At 48.6% G+C, this 18,698-nt stretch carries 15 protein-coding genes; 2 read left to right on the forward strand and 13 right to left on the reverse strand.

Annotated elements, in window-relative coordinates; genetic code table 11:
• Positions 1–90: 90 nt before the first annotated feature.
• From LUCIF_RS24700 to LUCIF_RS24735, 8 genes are all read right to left on the reverse strand, one after another.
• On the reverse strand, positions 91–756 hold the full coding sequence (locus tag LUCIF_RS24700; RefSeq protein WP_122630492.1) for a hypothetical protein: 666 nt from the start codon (positions 754–756) through the stop codon (positions 91–93).
• Positions 757–956: 200 nt separating this feature from the next.
• Positions 957–3,095, reverse strand: a complete 2,139-nt coding sequence (gene recQ, locus LUCIF_RS24705; RefSeq protein WP_122630494.1) for a DNA helicase RecQ — start codon at positions 3,093–3,095, stop codon at positions 957–959.
• 137 nt (positions 3,096–3,232) lie between these two features.
• Entirely contained in the window at positions 3,233–4,231 is a 999-nt protein-coding gene (locus LUCIF_RS24710; RefSeq protein WP_207858428.1) for an ABC transporter permease, read from the reverse strand.
• A 2-nt stretch (positions 4,232–4,233) separates the two neighbouring features.
• Positions 4,234–5,724, reverse strand: coding sequence for a sugar ABC transporter ATP-binding protein (locus LUCIF_RS24715; RefSeq protein ID WP_122630496.1), 1,491 nt, complete (start codon positions 5,722–5,724; stop codon positions 4,234–4,236).
• 152 nt (positions 5,725–5,876) lie between these two features.
• Complete coding sequence (locus tag LUCIF_RS24720) at positions 5,877–6,845, reverse strand: sugar ABC transporter substrate-binding protein (RefSeq protein WP_122630498.1); 969 nt, start codon at positions 6,843–6,845, stop codon at positions 5,877–5,879.
• 249 nt (positions 6,846–7,094) lie between these two features.
• Positions 7,095–8,429, reverse strand: coding sequence for an ABC transporter substrate-binding protein (locus LUCIF_RS24725; protein ID WP_207858431.1), 1,335 nt, complete (start codon positions 8,427–8,429; stop codon positions 7,095–7,097).
• A 1-nt stretch (position 8,430) separates the two neighbouring features.
• A complete protein-coding gene (locus tag LUCIF_RS24730; protein ID WP_122630500.1) occupies positions 8,431–9,102 on the reverse strand; it encodes a response regulator transcription factor in 672 nt (223 codons plus the stop codon).
• Between the two features lie 4 nt (positions 9,103–9,106).
• Entirely contained in the window at positions 9,107–10,423 is a 1,317-nt protein-coding gene (locus tag LUCIF_RS24735; protein WP_122630502.1) for a sensor histidine kinase, read from the reverse strand.
• Positions 10,424–10,676: 253 nt separating this feature from the next.
• On the opposite strand from LUCIF_RS24735, the gene LUCIF_RS24740 reads away from it, so the two are divergent.
• On the forward strand, positions 10,677–11,228 hold the full coding sequence (locus LUCIF_RS24740) for a D-lyxose/D-mannose family sugar isomerase (protein WP_207858442.1): 552 nt from the start codon (positions 10,677–10,679) through the stop codon (positions 11,226–11,228).
• Positions 11,229–11,257: 29 nt separating this feature from the next.
• Here the strand turns inward: LUCIF_RS24740 and LUCIF_RS24745 are convergent, their stop codons facing one another.
• Positions 11,258–13,099 carry an ABC transporter ATP-binding protein gene (locus tag LUCIF_RS24745; RefSeq protein ID WP_122630504.1) on the reverse strand — a complete coding sequence of 614 codons (1,842 nt, stop codon included), beginning with the start codon at positions 13,097–13,099 and terminating at the stop codon, positions 11,258–11,260.
• Position 13,100: 1 nt separating this feature from the next.
• Entirely contained in the window at positions 13,101–14,828 is a 1,728-nt protein-coding gene (locus LUCIF_RS24750) for an ABC transporter ATP-binding protein (RefSeq protein ID WP_122630506.1), read from the reverse strand.
• Between the two features lie 250 nt (positions 14,829–15,078).
• Here LUCIF_RS24750 and LUCIF_RS24760 point away from each other — a divergent pair, with 250 nt between their 5' ends.
• On the forward strand, positions 15,079–15,498 hold the full coding sequence (locus LUCIF_RS24760; RefSeq protein ID WP_122630510.1) for an Lrp/AsnC family transcriptional regulator: 420 nt from the start codon (positions 15,079–15,081) through the stop codon (positions 15,496–15,498).
• 1 nt (position 15,499) lies between these two features.
• On the opposite strand, the gene LUCIF_RS24765 is transcribed toward LUCIF_RS24760, so the two are convergent.
• The 3 genes from LUCIF_RS24765 to LUCIF_RS24775 form a co-directional block, all read right to left on the reverse strand.
• Positions 15,500–16,069, reverse strand: coding sequence for an HD domain-containing protein (locus LUCIF_RS24765; protein ID WP_122630511.1), 570 nt, complete (start codon positions 16,067–16,069; stop codon positions 15,500–15,502).
• An 873-nt stretch (positions 16,070–16,942) separates the two neighbouring features.
• Complete coding sequence (locus LUCIF_RS24770; protein ID WP_122630513.1) at positions 16,943–17,857, reverse strand: transketolase family protein; 915 nt, start codon at positions 17,855–17,857, stop codon at positions 16,943–16,945.
• Positions 17,858–17,860: 3 nt separating this feature from the next.
• Positions 17,861–18,679, reverse strand: a complete 819-nt coding sequence (locus LUCIF_RS24775; RefSeq protein WP_122630514.1) for a transketolase — start codon at positions 18,677–18,679, stop codon at positions 17,861–17,863.
• Between the last annotated feature and the right edge of the window lie 19 nt (positions 18,680–18,698).

Below are 18,698 nucleotides of genomic sequence, written 5' to 3' on the forward strand. Positions count from 1 at the left end.
TCCTTATCACTTTCCTGTATTTTGGGCATCTGTTACTCTTCATTATACAGGATAAACGGCCGGTCTGCCAAATCTTCCGGTATGAACACGTCAGGCAGTATAGATTTCTTGCAATTCGACGGCTGCCGCCGGTGCAAAGGTCCGAATGTTGTCGCCAATCAGGTCCAGGTGCTGTTGGACTGTGCCGGGCCGGATACCGGGCGGAGCATAAACCACAAACAGGGCTTGTTTCGTATTGGCCGTTATTTTCGTACGGAAATCCGGTCCCCCTAAGATACTGGATAGGATGCCTCGGGCATCACGCATAACCATATCCCCCGGCTTAGTTCTCTGTTCCCGGCCGCGAATGCCCGTATACTGTTCATCACCGGCCGCCGCAAGCGTTAAAGGTGCTTCAATAAATTCCAGGTCATGCCCGGCGGTTAACAGGCCTGTTTTCAATTCGGCCATAAACATAGCCTCAACCAGCGCCGCACCGGCCGGAATCTGCTTTCCCTTAAAAATCACCGATTCCATTTGCTGCAATACATGGTAGGTCTTTTTATACTGTTTATAGTAAGCGGTATAGACCGGCAGCGGTCCATAACCATATAATTTCTCTTTTGTCGGAAAGGAAGCTTTGAGAAACACCGTCAATTCTTTCTTTCGTTGTTCAAGCACTGCATCGAATCCGGGATTAGCAAGATCGCCCAAAATCATCAGCCCGATACAGGCTCCGGGATGGGCCGTCTTCCACTCTTCCGTTACAATTAACATTGGTACCACTCCTTTTTTCCTGTTTTTCTGTCTTATTCACTAAAATAACATCAAAACCTGATCAATGGTAGTACCACTTTACAAGCGAATCATCCGGGCCAATTTCTGGCGGCAATATTGATTTTCCCAACAATAAAACACCCCCCCGATTAAGCGGGGGAGTTTTATTCCAGTCACTTCACTTGTCCGGTAGCAGTTTTTTAAAATCCGGCAACATCCTGCCGGTGCTTACATAAAACCGCTTTAATGGTAGCATAGTCGATCTCAGCCGGCAGGGCGTCCTTCAGCAGTTTGAGCCGGCCTGTTTTCAGCTCCTTAATTTTGTCCAGGATCAATGCTTCTTCCCGGGCCGGAATAAGCCGGGACCAGTCAATAGAGTGGCCTTCCCGGCTGCACCGCAGCAAATGGTCCTCTACCGTGACCGGTTTTAAATTCCGCTGCCGCGCAATTTGCGCCGGCTCATAACCGGCGCAAAACAATTGCAGGGTAATTTCATGGCTGGGAATCTCTTTTTCTTTCGTGACCGCCGCGGCCGGGGCGCTAGCAGCCGGCGGCGGCGTCAGCTTATGACTGGCTGTATATTCTTGAATTACCTTTAGAAAAGCGGCGCCGTAGCGTTTTAATTTGATATCCCCTACGCCCGTGACGGAACGCAAAGCAGTCTCATCAACCGGACAAATTTCACTCATCTCTTTCAGGGTGCTGTCGGCAAAAACAACATAAGGCGGCACCTGCTCCCGGGCGGCGATTTCCTTGCGTAAAGCCCGCAACACTTCAAACAGCGAATTCGTATCGGCTGTTCGCTGCGGCCGCCGGGGCACTTTTTGCCATACCTGCGCTTGATTCTTTAATACCGCAACCCCGTTAGGGGTCAGCTTGACAACGGGATATTCACTTTCCGTAAGGCAGAGATATTCCGTGGCAATCAACCGGTTAATCAGGTCTTTTATTTCCTGCAGCGGGTATTCCTGCATGATCCCATAAACCGAAAGTGTATTAAAGCCCCCCTGCAGGACCCGCTTATTTTTAGCTCCTTTCAAAACATCGGCAATCAGCGTGGCGCCATACCGTTCCTTCAGCCGCAAAACACAGGAAAATACCTTCTGCGCTTCCAGAGTGATATCGGCCAGTTCGGCGTCTTCCTTACAATTGCTGCAGTTGCCGCATTCGTCAGCCGCCGCCGTTTCGCCAAAATAGGCCAGAATATAGCGGCGCAGACACTGCGGCGTATGGCAATAATCCACCATAGCCTGCAGTTTGCCGAACTCACTCATCTTCCGTTCAGGATCGGTGACGGTTTGTTCTATAAGAAACTTCTGCAGCATCGTGTCCTGGGCGCCAAACAGCAGGATGCATTCGCTGGGTTCGCCGTCGCGGCCGGCCCGGCCCGCTTCCTGATAATAGGCCTCCATATTTTTCGGCATATTATAATGAATGACATAACGCACATTCGATTTATCAATGCCCATGCCGAAGGCATTGGTGGCAACCATAATCTCGCAGTCGTCCTGGATAAAAGCTTCCTGATTCTGCCGGCGTTCCTCATCCGGTAGTCCGGCGTGATATTTACCGGCGGAATAGCCATTCTTGCGTAGTGCGGCATATAAATTATCCACTTCATTCCGCGTCGCGGCATAGATAATGCCTGACCGGTTCCGGTTGGCCGACACATACTGCCGGATAAAATTTTGTTTATTTTCGCCGCGAATCACAGCGAAGGACAAGTTGGGCCGGTCGAAGCCGGTTACATAGACCGCCGGATTGGCAAGTTCCATGAGCCCGATGATGTCCTGTTTTACATTTTCCGTGGCCGTAGCGGTGAAAGCTCCGATGACCGGCCGGTCAGGCAAAGCCGCAATAAAAGGGCCGACGGCGCGGTAACTGGGACGAAAATCGTGCCCCCACTGTGAAACGCAATGCGCTTCATCAATAGCGACCAAAGATACCTGCATTTCCTTAAACGCAGCCTGAAATGGCTCCGAGGCCAGACGTTCCGGCGCAATATAAAGCAGTTTATATTGATTGCGCCGTGCGGCATTCAGGCGTTCCCTCACTTCAGCCATGGTCAGGGAACTGTTGATAAAGGCAGCCGGAATGCCTACACTGTGGAGCGCATCGACCTGGTCCTTCATCAACGAAATCAGAGGTGAAATCACAACCGTTATCCCCGGCAGCAGCAGGGCCGGCAGTTGAAAACACAGGGATTTGCCGGCTCCGGTCGGCATAACGGCCAGCGTATCCCGGCCTTCCAAGAGACTCGTGATGATTTGACCCTGACCCGGGCGGAAATCGGCATAGCCGTAATATTTTTGTAATAAACTTCGCGCTTTTTCCAACATGGTTGATTCTCCCGCATTCTGTACAAGGTATATTGCTTACTTTCTCATTGTATACCGTCAATTCCTGCTGTCAAGAAAAACCGCTGCGCGATTTTTCGCCTCAAGGCGCAGGGCTCAGGGCGCGGGAAGGGGCTCATTCAGTTTGCCGCTTCTTTGCGCTTCTTCATCATGTCGACATAGACGGCTGCCAGAATGACAACGCCTTTGATAATCAGCTGCCAGAAGGAATTGATATTCAAAAGGTTCAGTCCATTATTGAGAACGCCGATTACCAGCACGCCCAGTAACGTGCCGCCGATTTTGCCCACTCCGCCCATCATGCTGGTACCGCCTAAGACAACCGCGGCAATAGCGTCCAGCTCAAAGCCGTTGCCGACGGTAGGCTGACCGGAGAACATGCGGGCAGCCAGGACAACCCCGGAAAATGCCGCCATAAAACCGGAAAAAGTATATACAAAAATTTCGACCCGCTTGATTTTTATGCCCGTAAACCGGGCGGCCTCTTTATTTCCGCCAATGGCGTAGATATGGCGGCCCAGCTTGGAACTGTTCAAAATGGCCGCGGTAATCAGCAGAAACAGAAAGGAATAGATTACCGGCAGGGGGACCGGTCCCAGATAACCCGCACCGATTGCGTTAAACGCTTCGTTCATTACCCGGATGGGCTGACCGCCCGTGTAAACATACGCGGCGCCGCGGGCGATATTCAGCATCGCCAGAGTCACGATAAACGCCGGAATGCCCGAATAGGCCACCATGACGCCGTTAAAAGCGCCGGCCAGGGTGCCGGCCAGAATTCCGGTAAACACCGCGATGGGAATCGGCACATGGCTGAAGGCGATCAGTCCGCCCGCCACCGTGCCGGAAAGAGCCACTACCGAACCGACGGAAAGGTCAATCCCGCAGATAATGATGACAAGAGTCATTCCCAGGGCCAGGTTGGCGTTGGTAGATACCTGCCGCAATATATTCAGAATGTTTTCTTCCGTCAAAAAGGCCGGTGAAATGATGGACAGGCCGACGCATAACGCAATAAACCCGATTAAGATACCTAAATTTTCTTTAACAAATTCAAAAATCTCCAGCCCTGCCTTATCAAAAAGATTCGGCCGGCGGGCCGTCTCAGCTTTCATCATAGCTACATCCCTCCTGTTGCCAAATGCATTATTTTTTCCTGGGAAAGTTCCTCCCGGTTCAGGATTCCCGCTATCCTGCCGTTGTGCACTACCACAACCCGGTCACTCATATTAATAATCTCCGGCAGCTCGGAAGAAATCATCAGGATTGCCACGCCCTCCCTGGCCAATCGGTTCATAATGGCGTAGATCTCCGCTTTGGCGCCGACATCCACACCCCGGGTCGGCTCATCCAAAATTAGTATTTGGGGACTGCCGGTCAGCCACTTGGCGATGACAACTTTTTGCTGGTTGCCGCCGCTGAGATTGCTGATTAATTGGCGGGGATCCGTTGTTTTTATACCCATCTTTTCAATATAGCTATTTATAATTTCATTTTCCCGGGTTTTATTTACTTTCACCCACTTGATAAATTCATCCAATACCCTAAGGGTCATATTATAGCCTACGCTTCCCTTCAGGATGAGCCCCTCATCCTTCCGGTTTTCCGGCACCAGTGCCAACCCCAGCGCCATGGCATCGGCCGCCGATTTAATTGACGCCTTTTGACCGTATACATAAATTTCGCCGCTATCCACCGGGTCCAGACCGAATATGGCCCGCATAATCTCGGAACGCCCCGCGCCGACCAGTCCGGAAACGCCGACGATTTCTCCCTTGCGGACACTAAAATTAATATTGGAAAAGATCCCCTGCCGGGTGAGTTCCTTGATCTCCAGGGCCGTTTCCCCCAAAGGGTGGGACGTTTTTTCATAATAACTGGTAAGTTCACGTCCCACCATCATGGCAATCAGTTCGTCGACACTGGTATCTTTCGTTACCCTGGTACCGATGTATTGTCCGTCCCGCAGAACCGTAATCCGGTCCGTTATCTGGAAAAGTTCCGACATTCGGTGGGAAATATAGACGATGCCCACCCCTTGCGCTTTCAAATTGGCAATCGTGGCAAAAAGAAAATTTACCTCTTTTTCCGTCAAAGACGAGGTAGGTTCATCCATTACTAAAATCCCCGCCTTAAAGGAAATCGCCCTGACCACTTCCACCATTTGCTGTTGGGCAATATTTAGTTGGACGACTAATTTGCCGGCGTCGATACCCAGATTAAACGAGTCCAGTAATTTTTGCGCCCTTTCCCGCATCGCCGCCTTTTTAATCAATCCGAACCTTCCTGTTGGCTCCCGGCCGGAAAAAATGTTTTCCGCCACCGACAGGTACGGCACCAGGACAAGCTCCTGGTGGATGATGCTGATCCCCGCATTTTGCGCGTCACTTACATCGCGGATTGCCACTTTTCGCTCGTCAATGTAAATCTCGCCTTCATCCACATTATAGATGCCGCCAAGCACCTTCATTAAAGTCGATTTGCCCGCTCCGTTTTCTCCCAGCAAACCGTGGACCTCTCCCGCCTTCAGGTCAAAATGTACGTTCCTCAAGGCATAAACTCCCGGGAAACGTTTATGAATATTTTTCATCTCAAGAACCGTTTTGCTCACCGTTTCACCTGCTATCTTATAAATTAGTAAGAAATAGCGGCTAAGAAATAAAAATGTCAGAAAGTTTTATGCCGTTTTCCCAGATAAAACTTTCTGACCATTTCTCTTTTCTTAAAACCTCGCGCTGTTGGGGAAAGAAAAACAAGCTTTCTTTATTGCCAGTCTTTTACACCGAATTTATCCACATTGTCCGCGTTAATCAATTCTGTTTTTACCGGAACATATTTTTCATATTTCTCGTTTTTAAGAATTTGCATGGCAATCTTATACGATTCCTTGCCGATATTAATCGGTGATTGGGCGCCGGTTGCAGTCATATCGCCGTCTTTAATCGCGGCTTTCGCTTCCGGGGCGCCGTCGACGCCATATACCAGGATTCCTTTCTTATTAGCCGTCTTAAGAGCGGCTATAATTCCCAGGGCCGTCGGATCATTCCCGCCCATGAAAGCCTTAACATCGGGATGGGCCTGCAGAATCGCCTCGGCAATCGGCATGGAAACCTCCAGTTGTCCTTTGCCGTCCTGCTGGGCGACAACCGTAAACTTGTCCTTCTTGTCGCCAAGCCCCGCCATAAAGCCGTCAATCCGGTCAATTACCGACTTCATCGTCGGCGAATCAATGATCGCAATCTTGCCGCCGTCGGGCATTCTCTTAGCCAAATCTTCGCCGCAAACCTTACCGGCATTAAAGTTATCGGATGCTACAATCGAGTTTACCAGGTCCTTGTCAAATACCTGGGCATCAAAGTTTACCACGGGAATTCCCGCTTTTTGGGCCGCGTCCAGGGCCGGCTTGATTCCTTTCCAGTCCACGGGATTTAAGAAAATCAGGTCCACCTTTTGCGCGATCATATCCTCTACCTGGGCAATCTGTTTCTGCGTATCAAGCTGCGGGTCCAGGGTAACCAGGGTACCGCCGTTTTTCTCCACTTCATCGCGAATCGATTTTTCCAGCGTAATAAAGAAAGGATTATTCATGGTCATGCAGGTATAGCCGAATTTCAGTTTTTTAGCTGCCCCATCCGGTTTGGCGGCGGTGTCGCTCGGCTTGGAACCGGCACAGCCTGCAAGCAAACTCACGCTCAACAACACAACAAACAGAATCGATACAATCTTTTTCATACAACTCCCCCCATCTACTCGTTTTGACGACTCACTACCGTTCCGGCCTGCAGTTTTCCCGGGAACCCCCGCTCACACCTCCCGTCAACCTAAACCCGGTTTGCCGCCGGAAGATTACAAACCCATTATAAAATTGCAGTGAAGTAAAATCATATGTATTTTGTCACAATATTCGGTTATATTTGTCACCGGCCAATGACATATATAATTGAATATTATGACTATTGCTTTAACCTAGAATAAGTCGTCTCAATTATTTTTCAGAAACGCATTGATTTCCTTATTAAGGTCTTCCATGGCCTTTTTCGGGTCTTTTTCCATGCTGACGGCCTGAAAAATTTCTTTATCCGCCATAGCGATGGCCGCCTCATATTTTTGGAATTTGGGCGTAACAATCGACTGCTCTATAACCTCGCTCAGCAGAGATTTATTAATAAACGTTTCTTCCGGACTGACGGCGGAAAACACGCGCTCGCCAAATTCCGACTCTGTAATATACCGCAAAACGGGGATGCCGTAAGAATACTTGAGAACATTGGTCTGGGTCCTTTCTTTATATACTAAAAATTTCAGGAATTCCCAGGCTTCCTTCGGATGTTTGGTCCGGGAGCTGATTCCCATCAGCAGGCTGTGCAATTCGGAAACATTGTTTCCCCGGGGTCCTTTCGGCAATTTTATACATTCCCATTCAAACTGGCCATATTTTTTTATCCGGTACGGATATGGCTTATAGGCTTTGTAGGTTGAGAAAAGAAACGGCCGGAAAGCGACTCTGCCGGCGTCAAAATCACTGGCCGTAACTCTCGCATTCCGGTTTAATTGATTTAATTTCATGATAAATTCCAGTGCTTCCACCACGCCGGGGCTGTCAAAGTAGGCGGCGCTGCCGTCCGCTTTAAACAGCTTTTGCCCGTTGGTATACACGGCATCCTTCCATTCAAAGCCGAAGGTGCCGAATTGGTCAATTTGACCGTCGCCGTCCGTATCCTTCGTCACCTTTTCACAAATCCGGTAAAAATCATCCCAGGTCCAATTGCCGTTTGGCATCTTGATTCCTTCCCGGTTAAGAAGCGTCTTGTTGACAAACATCAAAACAGGCGACACTTCGCTCGGCAGAGCATACTGGCGTCCTTGAAACTGCCCCGATTTAACGGCATTTACATACATTTTGCTTTTATCAAACTCCGGGTCTCTCCCAATCATTTCATCCAGATCCTTTAAAATCCCGATTGAAACAAAGGTATTAAAATCGTTGGGCAGAATGCAAAAAACGTCCGGCTCCCCGCCGCGAATAATCTGCTGGGATACCCATTCCGAATAGTTCCGTTTTAAGATGCCGCTGCTGTATTTGACTTTAACCCCCGGGTGCTGTTTTTCAAATTCGGCAATGGCCTCGTCATAGAACGTATCGCTGTTCTGGATCGGAACATCCCAGTAGCTGCCGGCAAAAATCCCCAGTTCCAGAACCACCGGCCGGTTTACGAACTGATATCCCTTAAACGCCGCCAGGATCAAAAACAGGATACAAAGCGAACCGACGGGCACCAGCATAGTCCTTGTATTTTTCCATACCTCGCCGTTCACTTTAGTCACCGACTTTCTTAATGGTTAAGCCCGACTGCACGGCATAGATGGCAATCTGGGTCCGGTCTCTCAAATTCAGCTTGCTCAGAATGTTGCTGATATAATTCCGGATGGTCCCTTCGCTGAATCTCAGTTTTTCCGTTATTTCCTTATTGGACATTCCCATCCCGATAAACTGAATAATTTTCAATTCATTTTTGCTTAAATCCTCCATGGCATTTTTGGTCACATTCACAATATAGTCGGCGTTCGCCATTTGCGAAAAAAACTTAAAGACCTTTACGGCGATATTGGGATTAATTAAAGCGCCTCCGCCGTGGACGATTCGAATGGCTTCCACCAGTTCCTTTACGGAAATTCCCTTTAAAAGATACCCGCTGGCGCCATTTTTCAGGGCATTGAACACATATTCATCGTCATCAAAGGTGGTAAGTACAATAATCTTAATTTGCGGCCAAGCATCCTTAATCATCTCAATGCATTGTACCCCGTCCATTTCCGGCATGCGTATATCCATCAAGATTACGTCGGGCAGGACTTTCTTTACCAGCTTCAGCACCTCTTTGCCGTTCTCCGCCGAACCGACAATATCGATGCCCGGTTTGTTGCTCAGCATAATTTCGAGACTCTGTCTGATAATCTCTTGATCCTCGGCAATCAACAGCTTAATCATTCCACTACCTCCCTCTTACCGGCAATCGGGCCTGCATGGTAAAACCGGCGCCGCTTTGGCTAAAAAACCCGGCGGTTCCATTCAGCATCTCCACCATTTCCCTAAGATGAGTCAGTCCAAATCCCTCCTCAAAGACCGCGCAGCCCACCCCATCATCCTGAATTTCAATTTTTACGGCATTGGGTTCAAACCGGAAATGAATCGTAATTTCCTTTGCCTTGCCGTGCCGCACGGCATTGGTAATTCCCTCCTGAATAAACCGGTAGGCCGTTTCCTCCTCATCAACCCAAAGCTTTCTGACTTCTCCTTCAACCCGGAAATTCACCTTGGTTCGGGTACATTCCGTAATGTCATCGGCCAGTTTCTGCAGGGACGAAATCAGCGATAACCGTTCCGTCGCGTCCGGGCGTAAGGCGCTCACCGATTTCCGGATCTCCAGCAGCCCTTTCTTCGCCAGTTCCGCTATTTTCTGAATCTGGCTCTTCGTTTTCTCAAGGTCCCGGTCGATAATTTCGCTGCACGCCTCCAGTCCCGTGGCAATCCCGGTGAGAGTATGTCCTATGGTGTCATGAATCTCTCTGGCCAGACGGTTTCTTTCCCTGGTTTTGGCCATAGCCTCTACCTTGCGGCTGTATTCCTGCAGCTGGATATTGGCAATCTTTGATTCCTCGGCCGTTTGATAAAGCTTGTCATATAACTCCTTAATTTTCATTTTCTCATTCACCTGATTTTGAATCACGATCATCATAAACAGAATAAACAGCACTTCATTGAGGGAGATCAAAACATTGCGAATTCCAAAGATATACAGACGCTGGGCCGATGTGTAATACTGTATATAATCATTTAGGGAAAACAAATTTAACTTTATCGAAAAAATATCATAATCAAACAGGATATAAACCAGCACCGATAAAATAACCAGCAGATATTTTTTCCGGTCCCGGTCTATATAGACGATAATATTGGCGATGGAAAGCAGGATAACTCCCTTGTAGCTCATGTTCAGGCAATACATGATGGCAATGCAGAATAGGATATCGGCAATAGAAAACAAATAAAGTACCGGCTTGCTATGCCCCCAAAACCGCTCCCGGAAAATAACCGTCAAAATCAACAGGGCCAGCAGCGATAAAGAGAATGCAGGGACTTTCCAGGGAGCAATGGGCGTAAACTTTATCTTTTCCAGAAAGTCCCGGGCCATATAATGATCGCAAATCCGTTCCGTCGCTTCATAAATAATCGATGACATAAATAAAATGATTACGATATTCAATAAAAGCATCAGCATTCTTATTAAATACAGATTTTTCTGATTCATGGCACCACTCCTGCCCAGTCCGGTTTTTAAACAGGAAATATTTTACATTTATAGAATTCCTTATAAACCATAAGAATCCTCTCTTTTCATTACCAAAAAATGACAAATGTAATGGATTCCTTATGACATAATACAGCTGCCGGGCCAGCGGAAAACGCCTACAATAAAAAGAAAAACCGCGGCTGCGGTTTTGGAAATTAAATGTTGGGGATGCGCAGGAACTGGGCGTGTATCGCCGAAAGGAGCCATAAGAATGATCAGTAAGGAAGAATACGAACGCTTGGCGCAAGCCGCCTGCCAATACTATAAGCGGGCCGGCATTGTCCTTACCACCGCCGAAAAAGAACGAATCGAAATCGCCGATTTCGGCTTGCAGGACGTGGAGCATACGGGCTTGCAGCTGATCGTATACGTAAACACCGACCGGGTTTGCGCCAAGGAAATGGTGCTGCTGCCCCATCAGACCTGTCCTGAGCACAAACATCCTTCCACCGGCGCCCTTCCCGGCAAGGAAGAAACCTTCCGGTGCCGCTACGGCAGAGTCTATTTATATGTGGCAGGAGAAAAAACACCGAATCCCCATTGCCGCCCGCCCCACGGTTCAGAAGCATATTATACGGTTTGGCGGGAGATCGAACTGAACCCCGGGGAGCAGTATACCTTATTTCCCGATACGCTGCACTGGTTCCAGGCCGGCAGTTCCGGCACGGTCATTTCCGAGTTTTCCACCCATTCCACCGACGAAACCGATCTGTTTACTGACCCCAGAATTAAAAGGACGCCGGAAATCAGCGAGGGTATATAACCCATCTGTTTTCCGGCGAAACTTCCTAATTAGGTTTCAGTGCTTGCGCCAAGGAACTGGTTGAAAAACATGCGGTAATAAATTCCCCGCCGGTTGATCAGCCCGTCATGGTTGCCTTTTTCCACGATTTCGCCGTGGTCGATGACCGCAATCTCCGTCGCATTGCGGATGGTATTCAGACGGTGGGCGATGATAAAGCTGGTCCGCCCGTTCATAATATTGAACAGTGCGTCCTGGATGCTAAGCTCCGTACGGGTATCGATGCTGCTGGTCGCCTCGTCTAAGATCAGGATGGAAGGCTTTGCCAGGATAATCCGGGCAATTGCCAATAGCTGCCTTTGCCCCTGGCTCAAATTGCCGCCGTTTTCCGCCAGCAGCGAATCATATTGCCGCGGCAGCCGGCGGATAAACGCATCGGCGTTTGCCAGGACGGCAACGGCAACCATATCCCCGTCGCTGGCCCGAGGATTGCCGTATTTTATATTTTCCCGGATTGTGCCGGCAAACAGGTACGTATCCTGCAAGACAATGCCAAAACAGCGGCGCAGGCTATCCCGGCTATATTCCCGGATATCCCGGCCGTCAATCAGAATCCGGCCGCCCGTTACATCATAAAACCGGGTAAGCAGGTTAACAATCGTGGTTTTCCCCGCTCCCGTGGGGCCTACCAGGGCCATGCTGGCGCCCGCCGGGGCGGTAAAACTGATATTTTTCAAAACGGGAACATCAGGCCGGTATCCAAAGGAAACATTTTCAAACACCACCTGACCCTGCGGATTTTCCAGGATAGCGGCATCCGGCAAATCGGCAGGTTCTTCCGGTTCGTCAAGGACCTCAAACACCCGCTCGGCCCCGGCGACACCGGACTGCAGAGTATTGAAAATATTCGCCAGGTCGTTTAACGGCCGGACAAACTGGCGGGAATAACTCAGAAAGCTGGCGATCACGCCGACCGTAATCAGTCCTTTTAGCGCCAGTATGCCGCCAACCGACGCCACCGCGACAAAGCCGATATTATTAATCACATTCATGAGCGGCATGAGAAAGCCCGACCAGATTTGAGCCTTTAGACCGATCTGGTACAAATCCCGGTTAACTCCCTCAAATTCCGCAATCACTTTATGCTCATAATTAAAGGCTTTAATCACCGGAATACCGGAAATCGTTTCTTCCACATAGCCGTTTAACCGGCCCAGCCGGTTCTGCTGTTCTTTAAACAAAACACTGGTTTGGCGGGAAATTATCCGTGTCAGTAAAATGACCAGCGGCACCGTGATGAGACTGGCCAGCGTAAGCAGCGGACTCAGGACAATCATCATAGCCAGGGACCCGGTAATGACAATGGTACCGGACATAAGCTGGGCGGCTGACTGGGAGATAGTATTACTTACATTATCAATATCATTCGTCAACCGGCTCATTAATTCGCCGTGGGGACGGGTATCGAAAAACGCCAGGGGAAGTTTCTGCAGCTTAGCGAACAACGACCGCCGCAAACCCAGCACAACCCGCTGGCCAAGCCCTGCCATAAGCCAGCCCTGCAAAAAGGTAAGCAGCGCATCTGTAATATACACCGCCGCCAGCAAGACCAGCAGCCGCCCCAGGACAGCAAAGTCGGCGGTCTTCCCCACCGGCGGCATGGCGTCAATAGAAACGCCGATTAAATAAGGTCCGGCGAGAGTTACGGCCGAATCGGCCAAAATAAGGCCGAAAATAACGGCAAGCATCTTTCGTTCCTTACCCAGATAAAGCCACAATCTGGCCAGCGTTTTTTTTAAATCGCGGGGTTTAACGACCGGACCGCCGCGGTTTCTGCCGCCGAACCCTCCCCTAAGCCGCAGGGGATTGCCATTTTCTTTTTGCTCCGCCATATTATTCGATCTCCCTGCCCAGCTGTGATTGAAAGATTGCCCGGTAGACCCCGCAATCTTTCATTAGCGCCTCATGGTTGCCGCAGCCAACGATTTCCCCCTTGTCCAGGACAACAATCTTATCGGCATTGATTACCGACGTAATCCGCTGGGTAACAAGGAGGCAGGTAAGCCGGGACGCATATTTTTTTAAAGCTTCCCGAATCCTGGCCTCCGTGACGGCATCCACGGCGCTGGTACAATCATCGAGAATCAAAATGTCCGGCTTTCTCACCAGCGCCCGGGCAATAGCGACCCGCTGCTTCTGGCCACCCGATAAATTGACGCCGCCCTGCTCCAGCTTGGTTTGATACCCTGCGGGAAGTGACAAAATAAAGGCATGGGCCTCGGCCATCCGGGCTGCCGCTTCCACTTCCGTCCGGGTGGCATCCTCTTTGCCCCAGCGAATATTGTCGGCGACAGTGCCGGTAAACAGTACCGTCTTTTGCGGTACCACGGCGATTTTTTTCCGCAGAATCTGCGGCTGTAACCGGGAAACCTCCACCCCGCCCACCTTGATAACGCCGGAAGTTGCCTCATAAAAGCGAGGGATCAAATTTACCAGACTGCTTTTACCGGAGCCGGTGGAACCAATAATCCCCACTGTTTCCCCGGGCAGGCAAGTTAGATTGATATTTTTGAGAATGCGCTCTCCCCCGGTCCCGTCATAGGCCAAACACACATTTTCAAAATCCACTCTTCCTTTTTGCCCGTCGGGAATTTTTGCCGATTCCTCCCAGGTCACCGGATTTTCCTGCCGGAATACTTCCAAAATCCGTCCGGCCGAGGCCCTGGCCCGCACCAGCATATTAAAGACCATAAAGATGATCATCAGGGAAAACAAAATTTGTGTCATATAATTAATAAAGGCAATAATATGTCCCACCTGCAGCCGGCCCTGACTGACCCATAGCCCTCCCAGCCAAAGCACAACTACAATACCGGAATTAACGGTCAGGGAAATTCCGGGACTAAAGGCGGACATGACCCGCATGGCCGCAGTAGAATGAATCTGCAGCATTTCATTGGCCGCATTGAATTTCACTGTCTCATAATCAAACCGGTTAAAAGCCTTGACGACCCGGACGCCAGCTAAATATTCGCGCATAACGCCGTTGACCTTATCCAGAGCGGTTTGGACTTTGACAAAAAACGGCAAGCCGATTTTCATATTCAATACAATGATGATTGCGATCAGCGGCACGACCGCCACCAATACCAGCGCCAGCTGCGGATTGAGATACGTGGCCATAATCAGACTCCCCAGGCACAGCAGCGGCGCCTTTAGAGAAATCCGCATCATCCCGTTTACCAGCAGTTGCACCTGATTCACGTCATTGGTCAGCCGGGTTACCAAAGAGGCCCGGTCCAGGGTGTCAAGATTGCGGAAAGAAAAGGACTGGATTTTTTTATACAAGTCGAACCGCAGTTCCATCCCAAACCGTTGGGAAACCCGGCTTGATATAACGTTTCTGGCCGAAGCCGCTATGGCTCCCACTGCCGTAATGAACAACATCAGACCGCCCAACCGGATTATATAATCCATCTGCCGGGCGGCCACCCCCACGTCGATGATTTTCGCCATAATCGTTGGCTGCAAAAGGTCGCACAGGGCTTCCAGCGTCACCGACAGAACGCCGGCGCCGATAAGCAGCCGCTGTTTTCTGGCATACCGATAGAAGAACCGCATAATAATCCCCTTTGAGAAATTGATGCGCAACATAAACTATTTCAACTTTTCTTCTCCCCTTCCGGGGATATGTCCTTCTTGGGGAAAAAATTTTAGAGGAGCCGCCCGGACTGACCAAGGCGGCTCCTCTATTATATGCTTTTTTTCTAATCGGATTGCGCCAATCAAAAATTTACGGGCAAAGGGTCCCCCTTGCCGGTGTTGAATATTCTTTATAGACTTGGCCCGCAGGCGCGAAAGGAGCGTTTCCATGATTGACTTAGACCTAACGGATGTAAAAATCCTGCAAATCCTTCAAGAAAACGGACGCATGCCCTGGAAAGAGATTGGCGCCGCCGTTCATCTTACCGGCCAGGCTGTGGCGGACCGGGTTCACCGCCTGGAGGACCTGGGAGTCATAAAGGAATATAAAGCCATTCTGGATGACAGTTTGCTGGGAATCGAGCAAGTCGCCTTGCTGACCATCTTCCTAAAATCGGGCCGCCATACGGATTTCCGGGCTTTTATCCATGGTAAAGCAGAGATATGCGAAGCCCACCGGATTAGCGGCGACGGCTGCTATTGGCTGAAAGCCAAGCTGTCTTCACAGATGCAATTAAACCAATTGCTGGATGAGATCATTGAATTCGGCAATTACCGTCTCTGCTTGTCCGTAGACCATTTCAAATAAACTATAAATAGCCAAAGCTCTCCTGCTTAAGCCGTTCCAGAAAATCATTCATCTCGGCAAGCCTCACTGCCGCCATTTCTTTCGCCCTGGGCAGGGTCAGTTTATTCAGCACCCCGTCTCTCCTGGCGACAGCCTGTTTGCAGCACTCTTTCATATCCTTCGGTCCCCTGGCAAATTCCCTGGCAATGCCGATAAAACCGAGAAAATCCAAAAAGTCGGCGTCCCGCAATAAGGCCGCCTCCATAAACTGGCTGCGGTTGTCCGACCGGTAATCATGGTTCTCAATGGCTTCCAAAATGATCTTTTTGCTGCGGTCAGGCAGCTCCATCCCGGCCAGCATGGTCTCCGCCACTTGCCGCGACCTGATTTCATGGCCTAACTCTACCCTGTCCGGGTTAAATTGCGGGAAAGCCCCCCAATCATGAAGATACGCCGCATACCAAACGGCCTCTGCATCGTAATTCATTCCTTCCCCCAGTAACCTGATTAAATTCAGTACCCGCTGAACGTGCTGATACGACCACTGCCCTCCGTACTCGACGGTCAACCTTTTGATTTTCTGCTTATTCATCGCCGGCTCCTCCTCTGGTTAGCTTTAACTTTCTAAAGAAAATTATAAAAGGAACCCGTTTTTTTCACAAAAAGCCATGCAAGCAGACCGCCGCCGGCAATTTCTCCGTTCAAGAAAAGTCAGGGTTGGGCTTGAATTAATCAAATCTTAATCTGTCTAATGATACAGCAGAAAAGAAGAAAGTTAATTTCTCGCAGATCTTACAATCAGCGCTAAAAGATCATCTTGATCTATATGGCAGCAAGCCTTTTAAAAAGCAGCCTTAGCCGGCTGCTTTTTATTTTACCGCTTTCACCCCGGTTCGACCGCCACTTGACTCCGCTATCTTTAGGTATCTTTTCACTATACATCTAATTGGGCCAATTCCCTCAGCACCTGTAAATGATTGTTTCAATTCCTTATAGGTAGGCTATACACAACTCAGCGCGAATCGGCAGCATCCATACTTCGATGTTTCAATTCCTTATAGGTAAGCTATACACCCATTTTCAAGTAAAAAAAGCCAGTAAATTCAAGGGATTATGGGATTTACAGAAAAATGACACTTGCAAACGGCATGATCCTGTCTAGTATACGGCAAAGCACCAATCCTTGTAATATCTGGCCTTTAAGTAAAATATAAACTGTCGTCGATCCCCTCGCTTTTTTGCTTTACCGGTGGTACGACACTCTCTTTTGAATTCTAATGGCAATTTGTGGTGAGAAAAAAAGCACAACCCCCTCCCGATAATTCCATAAAAATTCATAATTTTTATGTTTAACCATAGCGAAAAAAACGAATAGCATACTTCCTTGCTCAAAAAATGACAATCAAATGCAGCAAAGCCTTCCAGGCAAAATGAATTGCCTGAAAGGCTTTGTTTTTCCGTTTCATTAATACTTTGCCGCATTAACAATATCTTCAACAGTTAATTTAAAATGCTTTAGAAGCTCATCCGGGCTTCCTGAACAACCAAAGCGATCCTGAATACCAAGCATTTTGGTTTTTGTCGGCATTTCCTCCGCCAACACTTCACAGACAGCAGACCCCAAGCCCCCAATAACGCTGTGTTCTTCAGCGGTTACTACTTTACCGGTTTCCTGGGCCACCTTGATAATTACTTCTCTATCAAGAGGCTTAATGGTAGGAACATTTACAACCGTTGCCTTTATCCCTTCAGCCTGCAGTTTATCGGCAGCTTCAAGTGCTTTAGAAACCATAATGCCGGTAGCAATAATCGCCACATCTTTGCCTTTACGCAATACTTCGGCCTTTCCAATCTTAAACTTATAATTTGGGTCATGTATTACAGGAGTTGCAATTCTGCTTAGCCGAATATATACTGGTCCATAATATTCAATAGATGCATAAATTGCCTGTTTAGTTTCTATCGCGTCTGCAGGCTGTAATATTACCATGTTCGGAAGACTTCTCATTAATGCAATATCTACTACAGATTGATGGCTGCCGCCATCATAACCTACGGTTATGCCTGCATGAGTTGCCGCAATTTTTACGTTTAACTTCGGGTATGCCACGGAATTTCTTATTTGCTCAAAAGCCCGGCCCGTAGCAAAAACGGCAAAAGTCGTAGCAAAGGGAATTTTACCGCAAATAGCCAACCCTGCGGCTGTCCCAATCATGTCCTGCTCAGCAATTCCCATATCAAGAAAACGTTCCGGGCAAACTTTTTTAAAATTTATTGCTCTTGTAGCTTTGCCTAAGTCGGCATCAAGCACAATGATTCTGGGATCATTATGCAACTCTGTTAAAGCCTGTCCAAATGCATCTCTCATTGTAATACTCATAGATTAAAGAGTCCCCTCCAATTCTGCTATAGCTTGATGCTTCTGTTCTTGATTGGGCGCAACGCCGTGCCAATCCACTTGATTTTCCATAAATGACACACCTTTGCCCTTTACAGTTTTAGCAATAATCGCTGTGGGTTTACCCTTTAACATTTTAGCTTTATCGATTGCCTCACTTATTTCTTGCATAGTATGGCCATCAATTTCCATAACATACCAACCAAAAGCCAACAGCTTTTCCTTAATTGGTTTGATTCCCATAACCCGGTCATTGGGACCATTGATTTGCAAGCCATTATGATCGACAAACATCGTTACATTATCTAGTTTATAATGAGCTGCAGTCATTATGGCTTCCCATATTTGACCTTCCTGAATTTCACCATCTCCAACCATTACGTATACTCTATAGTCTTTTGCATCTAACTTACCGGACAACGCCATTCCATTCGCAACTGACAACCCTTGTCCCAGTGAGCCGCTGGACATGTCTACACCAGGTGTGTTTTTCATATCCGGATGTCCCTGAAGAATGGAGTTGAATTTTCTAAGAGTCATTAACGTCTTCTTGGGGAAAAATCCTCTTTCAGCAAGAACGGCATAGAGTCCGGGTGCCGCGTGGCCCTTTGATAGTATAAACCTGTCCCGCTCCTCCCACTTAGGTTCCTCAACGCGAAGTCTCATTTTATCAAAATACAATACGGTTAATATGTCCACTATGGATAGCGATCCACCCGGATGTCCAGTCCCTGCCGCCGCTACCATTTCAATAATGTTTACTCTAATTTGTTGCGTAATTTTGCGAAACTCTAATAGATCCATTTTACTATCCCCTATATAT

Source organism: Allolucifera butyrica (genome assembly GCF_900476375.1).
Classification (GTDB): domain Bacteria; phylum Bacillota; class Negativicutes; order Sporomusales; family UPPP01; genus Lucifera; species Lucifera butyrica.

What these genes read in the sequence shown, in the direction of transcription:
- LUCIF_RS24700 (WP_122630492.1), bottom strand. Translation starts at nt 756, where the DNA reads ATGTTAATTGTAACGGAAGAGTGGAAGACGGCCCATCCCGGAGCCTGT.
- recQ (WP_122630494.1), bottom strand. Translation starts at nt 3,095, where the DNA reads ATGTTGGAAAAAGCGCGAAGTTTATTACAAAAATATTACGGCTATGCC.
- LUCIF_RS24710 (WP_207858428.1), bottom strand. Translation starts at nt 4,231, where the DNA reads ATGATGAAAGCTGAGACGGCCCGCCGGCCGAATCTTTTTGATAAGGCA.
- LUCIF_RS24720 (WP_122630498.1), bottom strand. Translation starts at nt 6,845, where the DNA reads ATGAAAAAGATTGTATCGATTCTGTTTGTTGTGTTGTTGAGCGTGAGT.
- LUCIF_RS24730 (WP_122630500.1), bottom strand. Translation starts at nt 9,102, where the DNA reads ATGATTAAGCTGTTGATTGCCGAGGATCAAGAGATTATCAGACAGAGT.
- LUCIF_RS24735 (WP_122630502.1), bottom strand. Translation starts at nt 10,423, where the DNA reads ATGAATCAGAAAAATCTGTATTTAATAAGAATGCTGATGCTTTTATTG.
- LUCIF_RS24740 (WP_207858442.1), top strand. Translation starts at nt 10,677, where the DNA reads ATGATCAGTAAGGAAGAATACGAACGCTTGGCGCAAGCCGCCTGCCAA.
- LUCIF_RS24745 (WP_122630504.1), bottom strand. Translation starts at nt 13,099, where the DNA reads ATGGCGGAGCAAAAAGAAAATGGCAATCCCCTGCGGCTTAGGGGAGGG.
- LUCIF_RS24750 (WP_122630506.1), bottom strand. Translation starts at nt 14,828, where the DNA reads ATGCGGTTCTTCTATCGGTATGCCAGAAAACAGCGGCTGCTTATCGGC.
- LUCIF_RS24760 (WP_122630510.1), top strand. Translation starts at nt 15,079, where the DNA reads ATGATTGACTTAGACCTAACGGATGTAAAAATCCTGCAAATCCTTCAA.
- LUCIF_RS24765 (WP_122630511.1), bottom strand. Translation starts at nt 16,069, where the DNA reads ATGAATAAGCAGAAAATCAAAAGGTTGACCGTCGAGTACGGAGGGCAG.
- LUCIF_RS24770 (WP_122630513.1), bottom strand. Translation starts at nt 17,857, where the DNA reads ATGAGTATTACAATGAGAGATGCATTTGGACAGGCTTTAACAGAGTTG.
- LUCIF_RS24775 (WP_122630514.1), bottom strand. Translation starts at nt 18,679, where the DNA reads ATGGATCTATTAGAGTTTCGCAAAATTACGCAACAAATTAGAGTAAAC.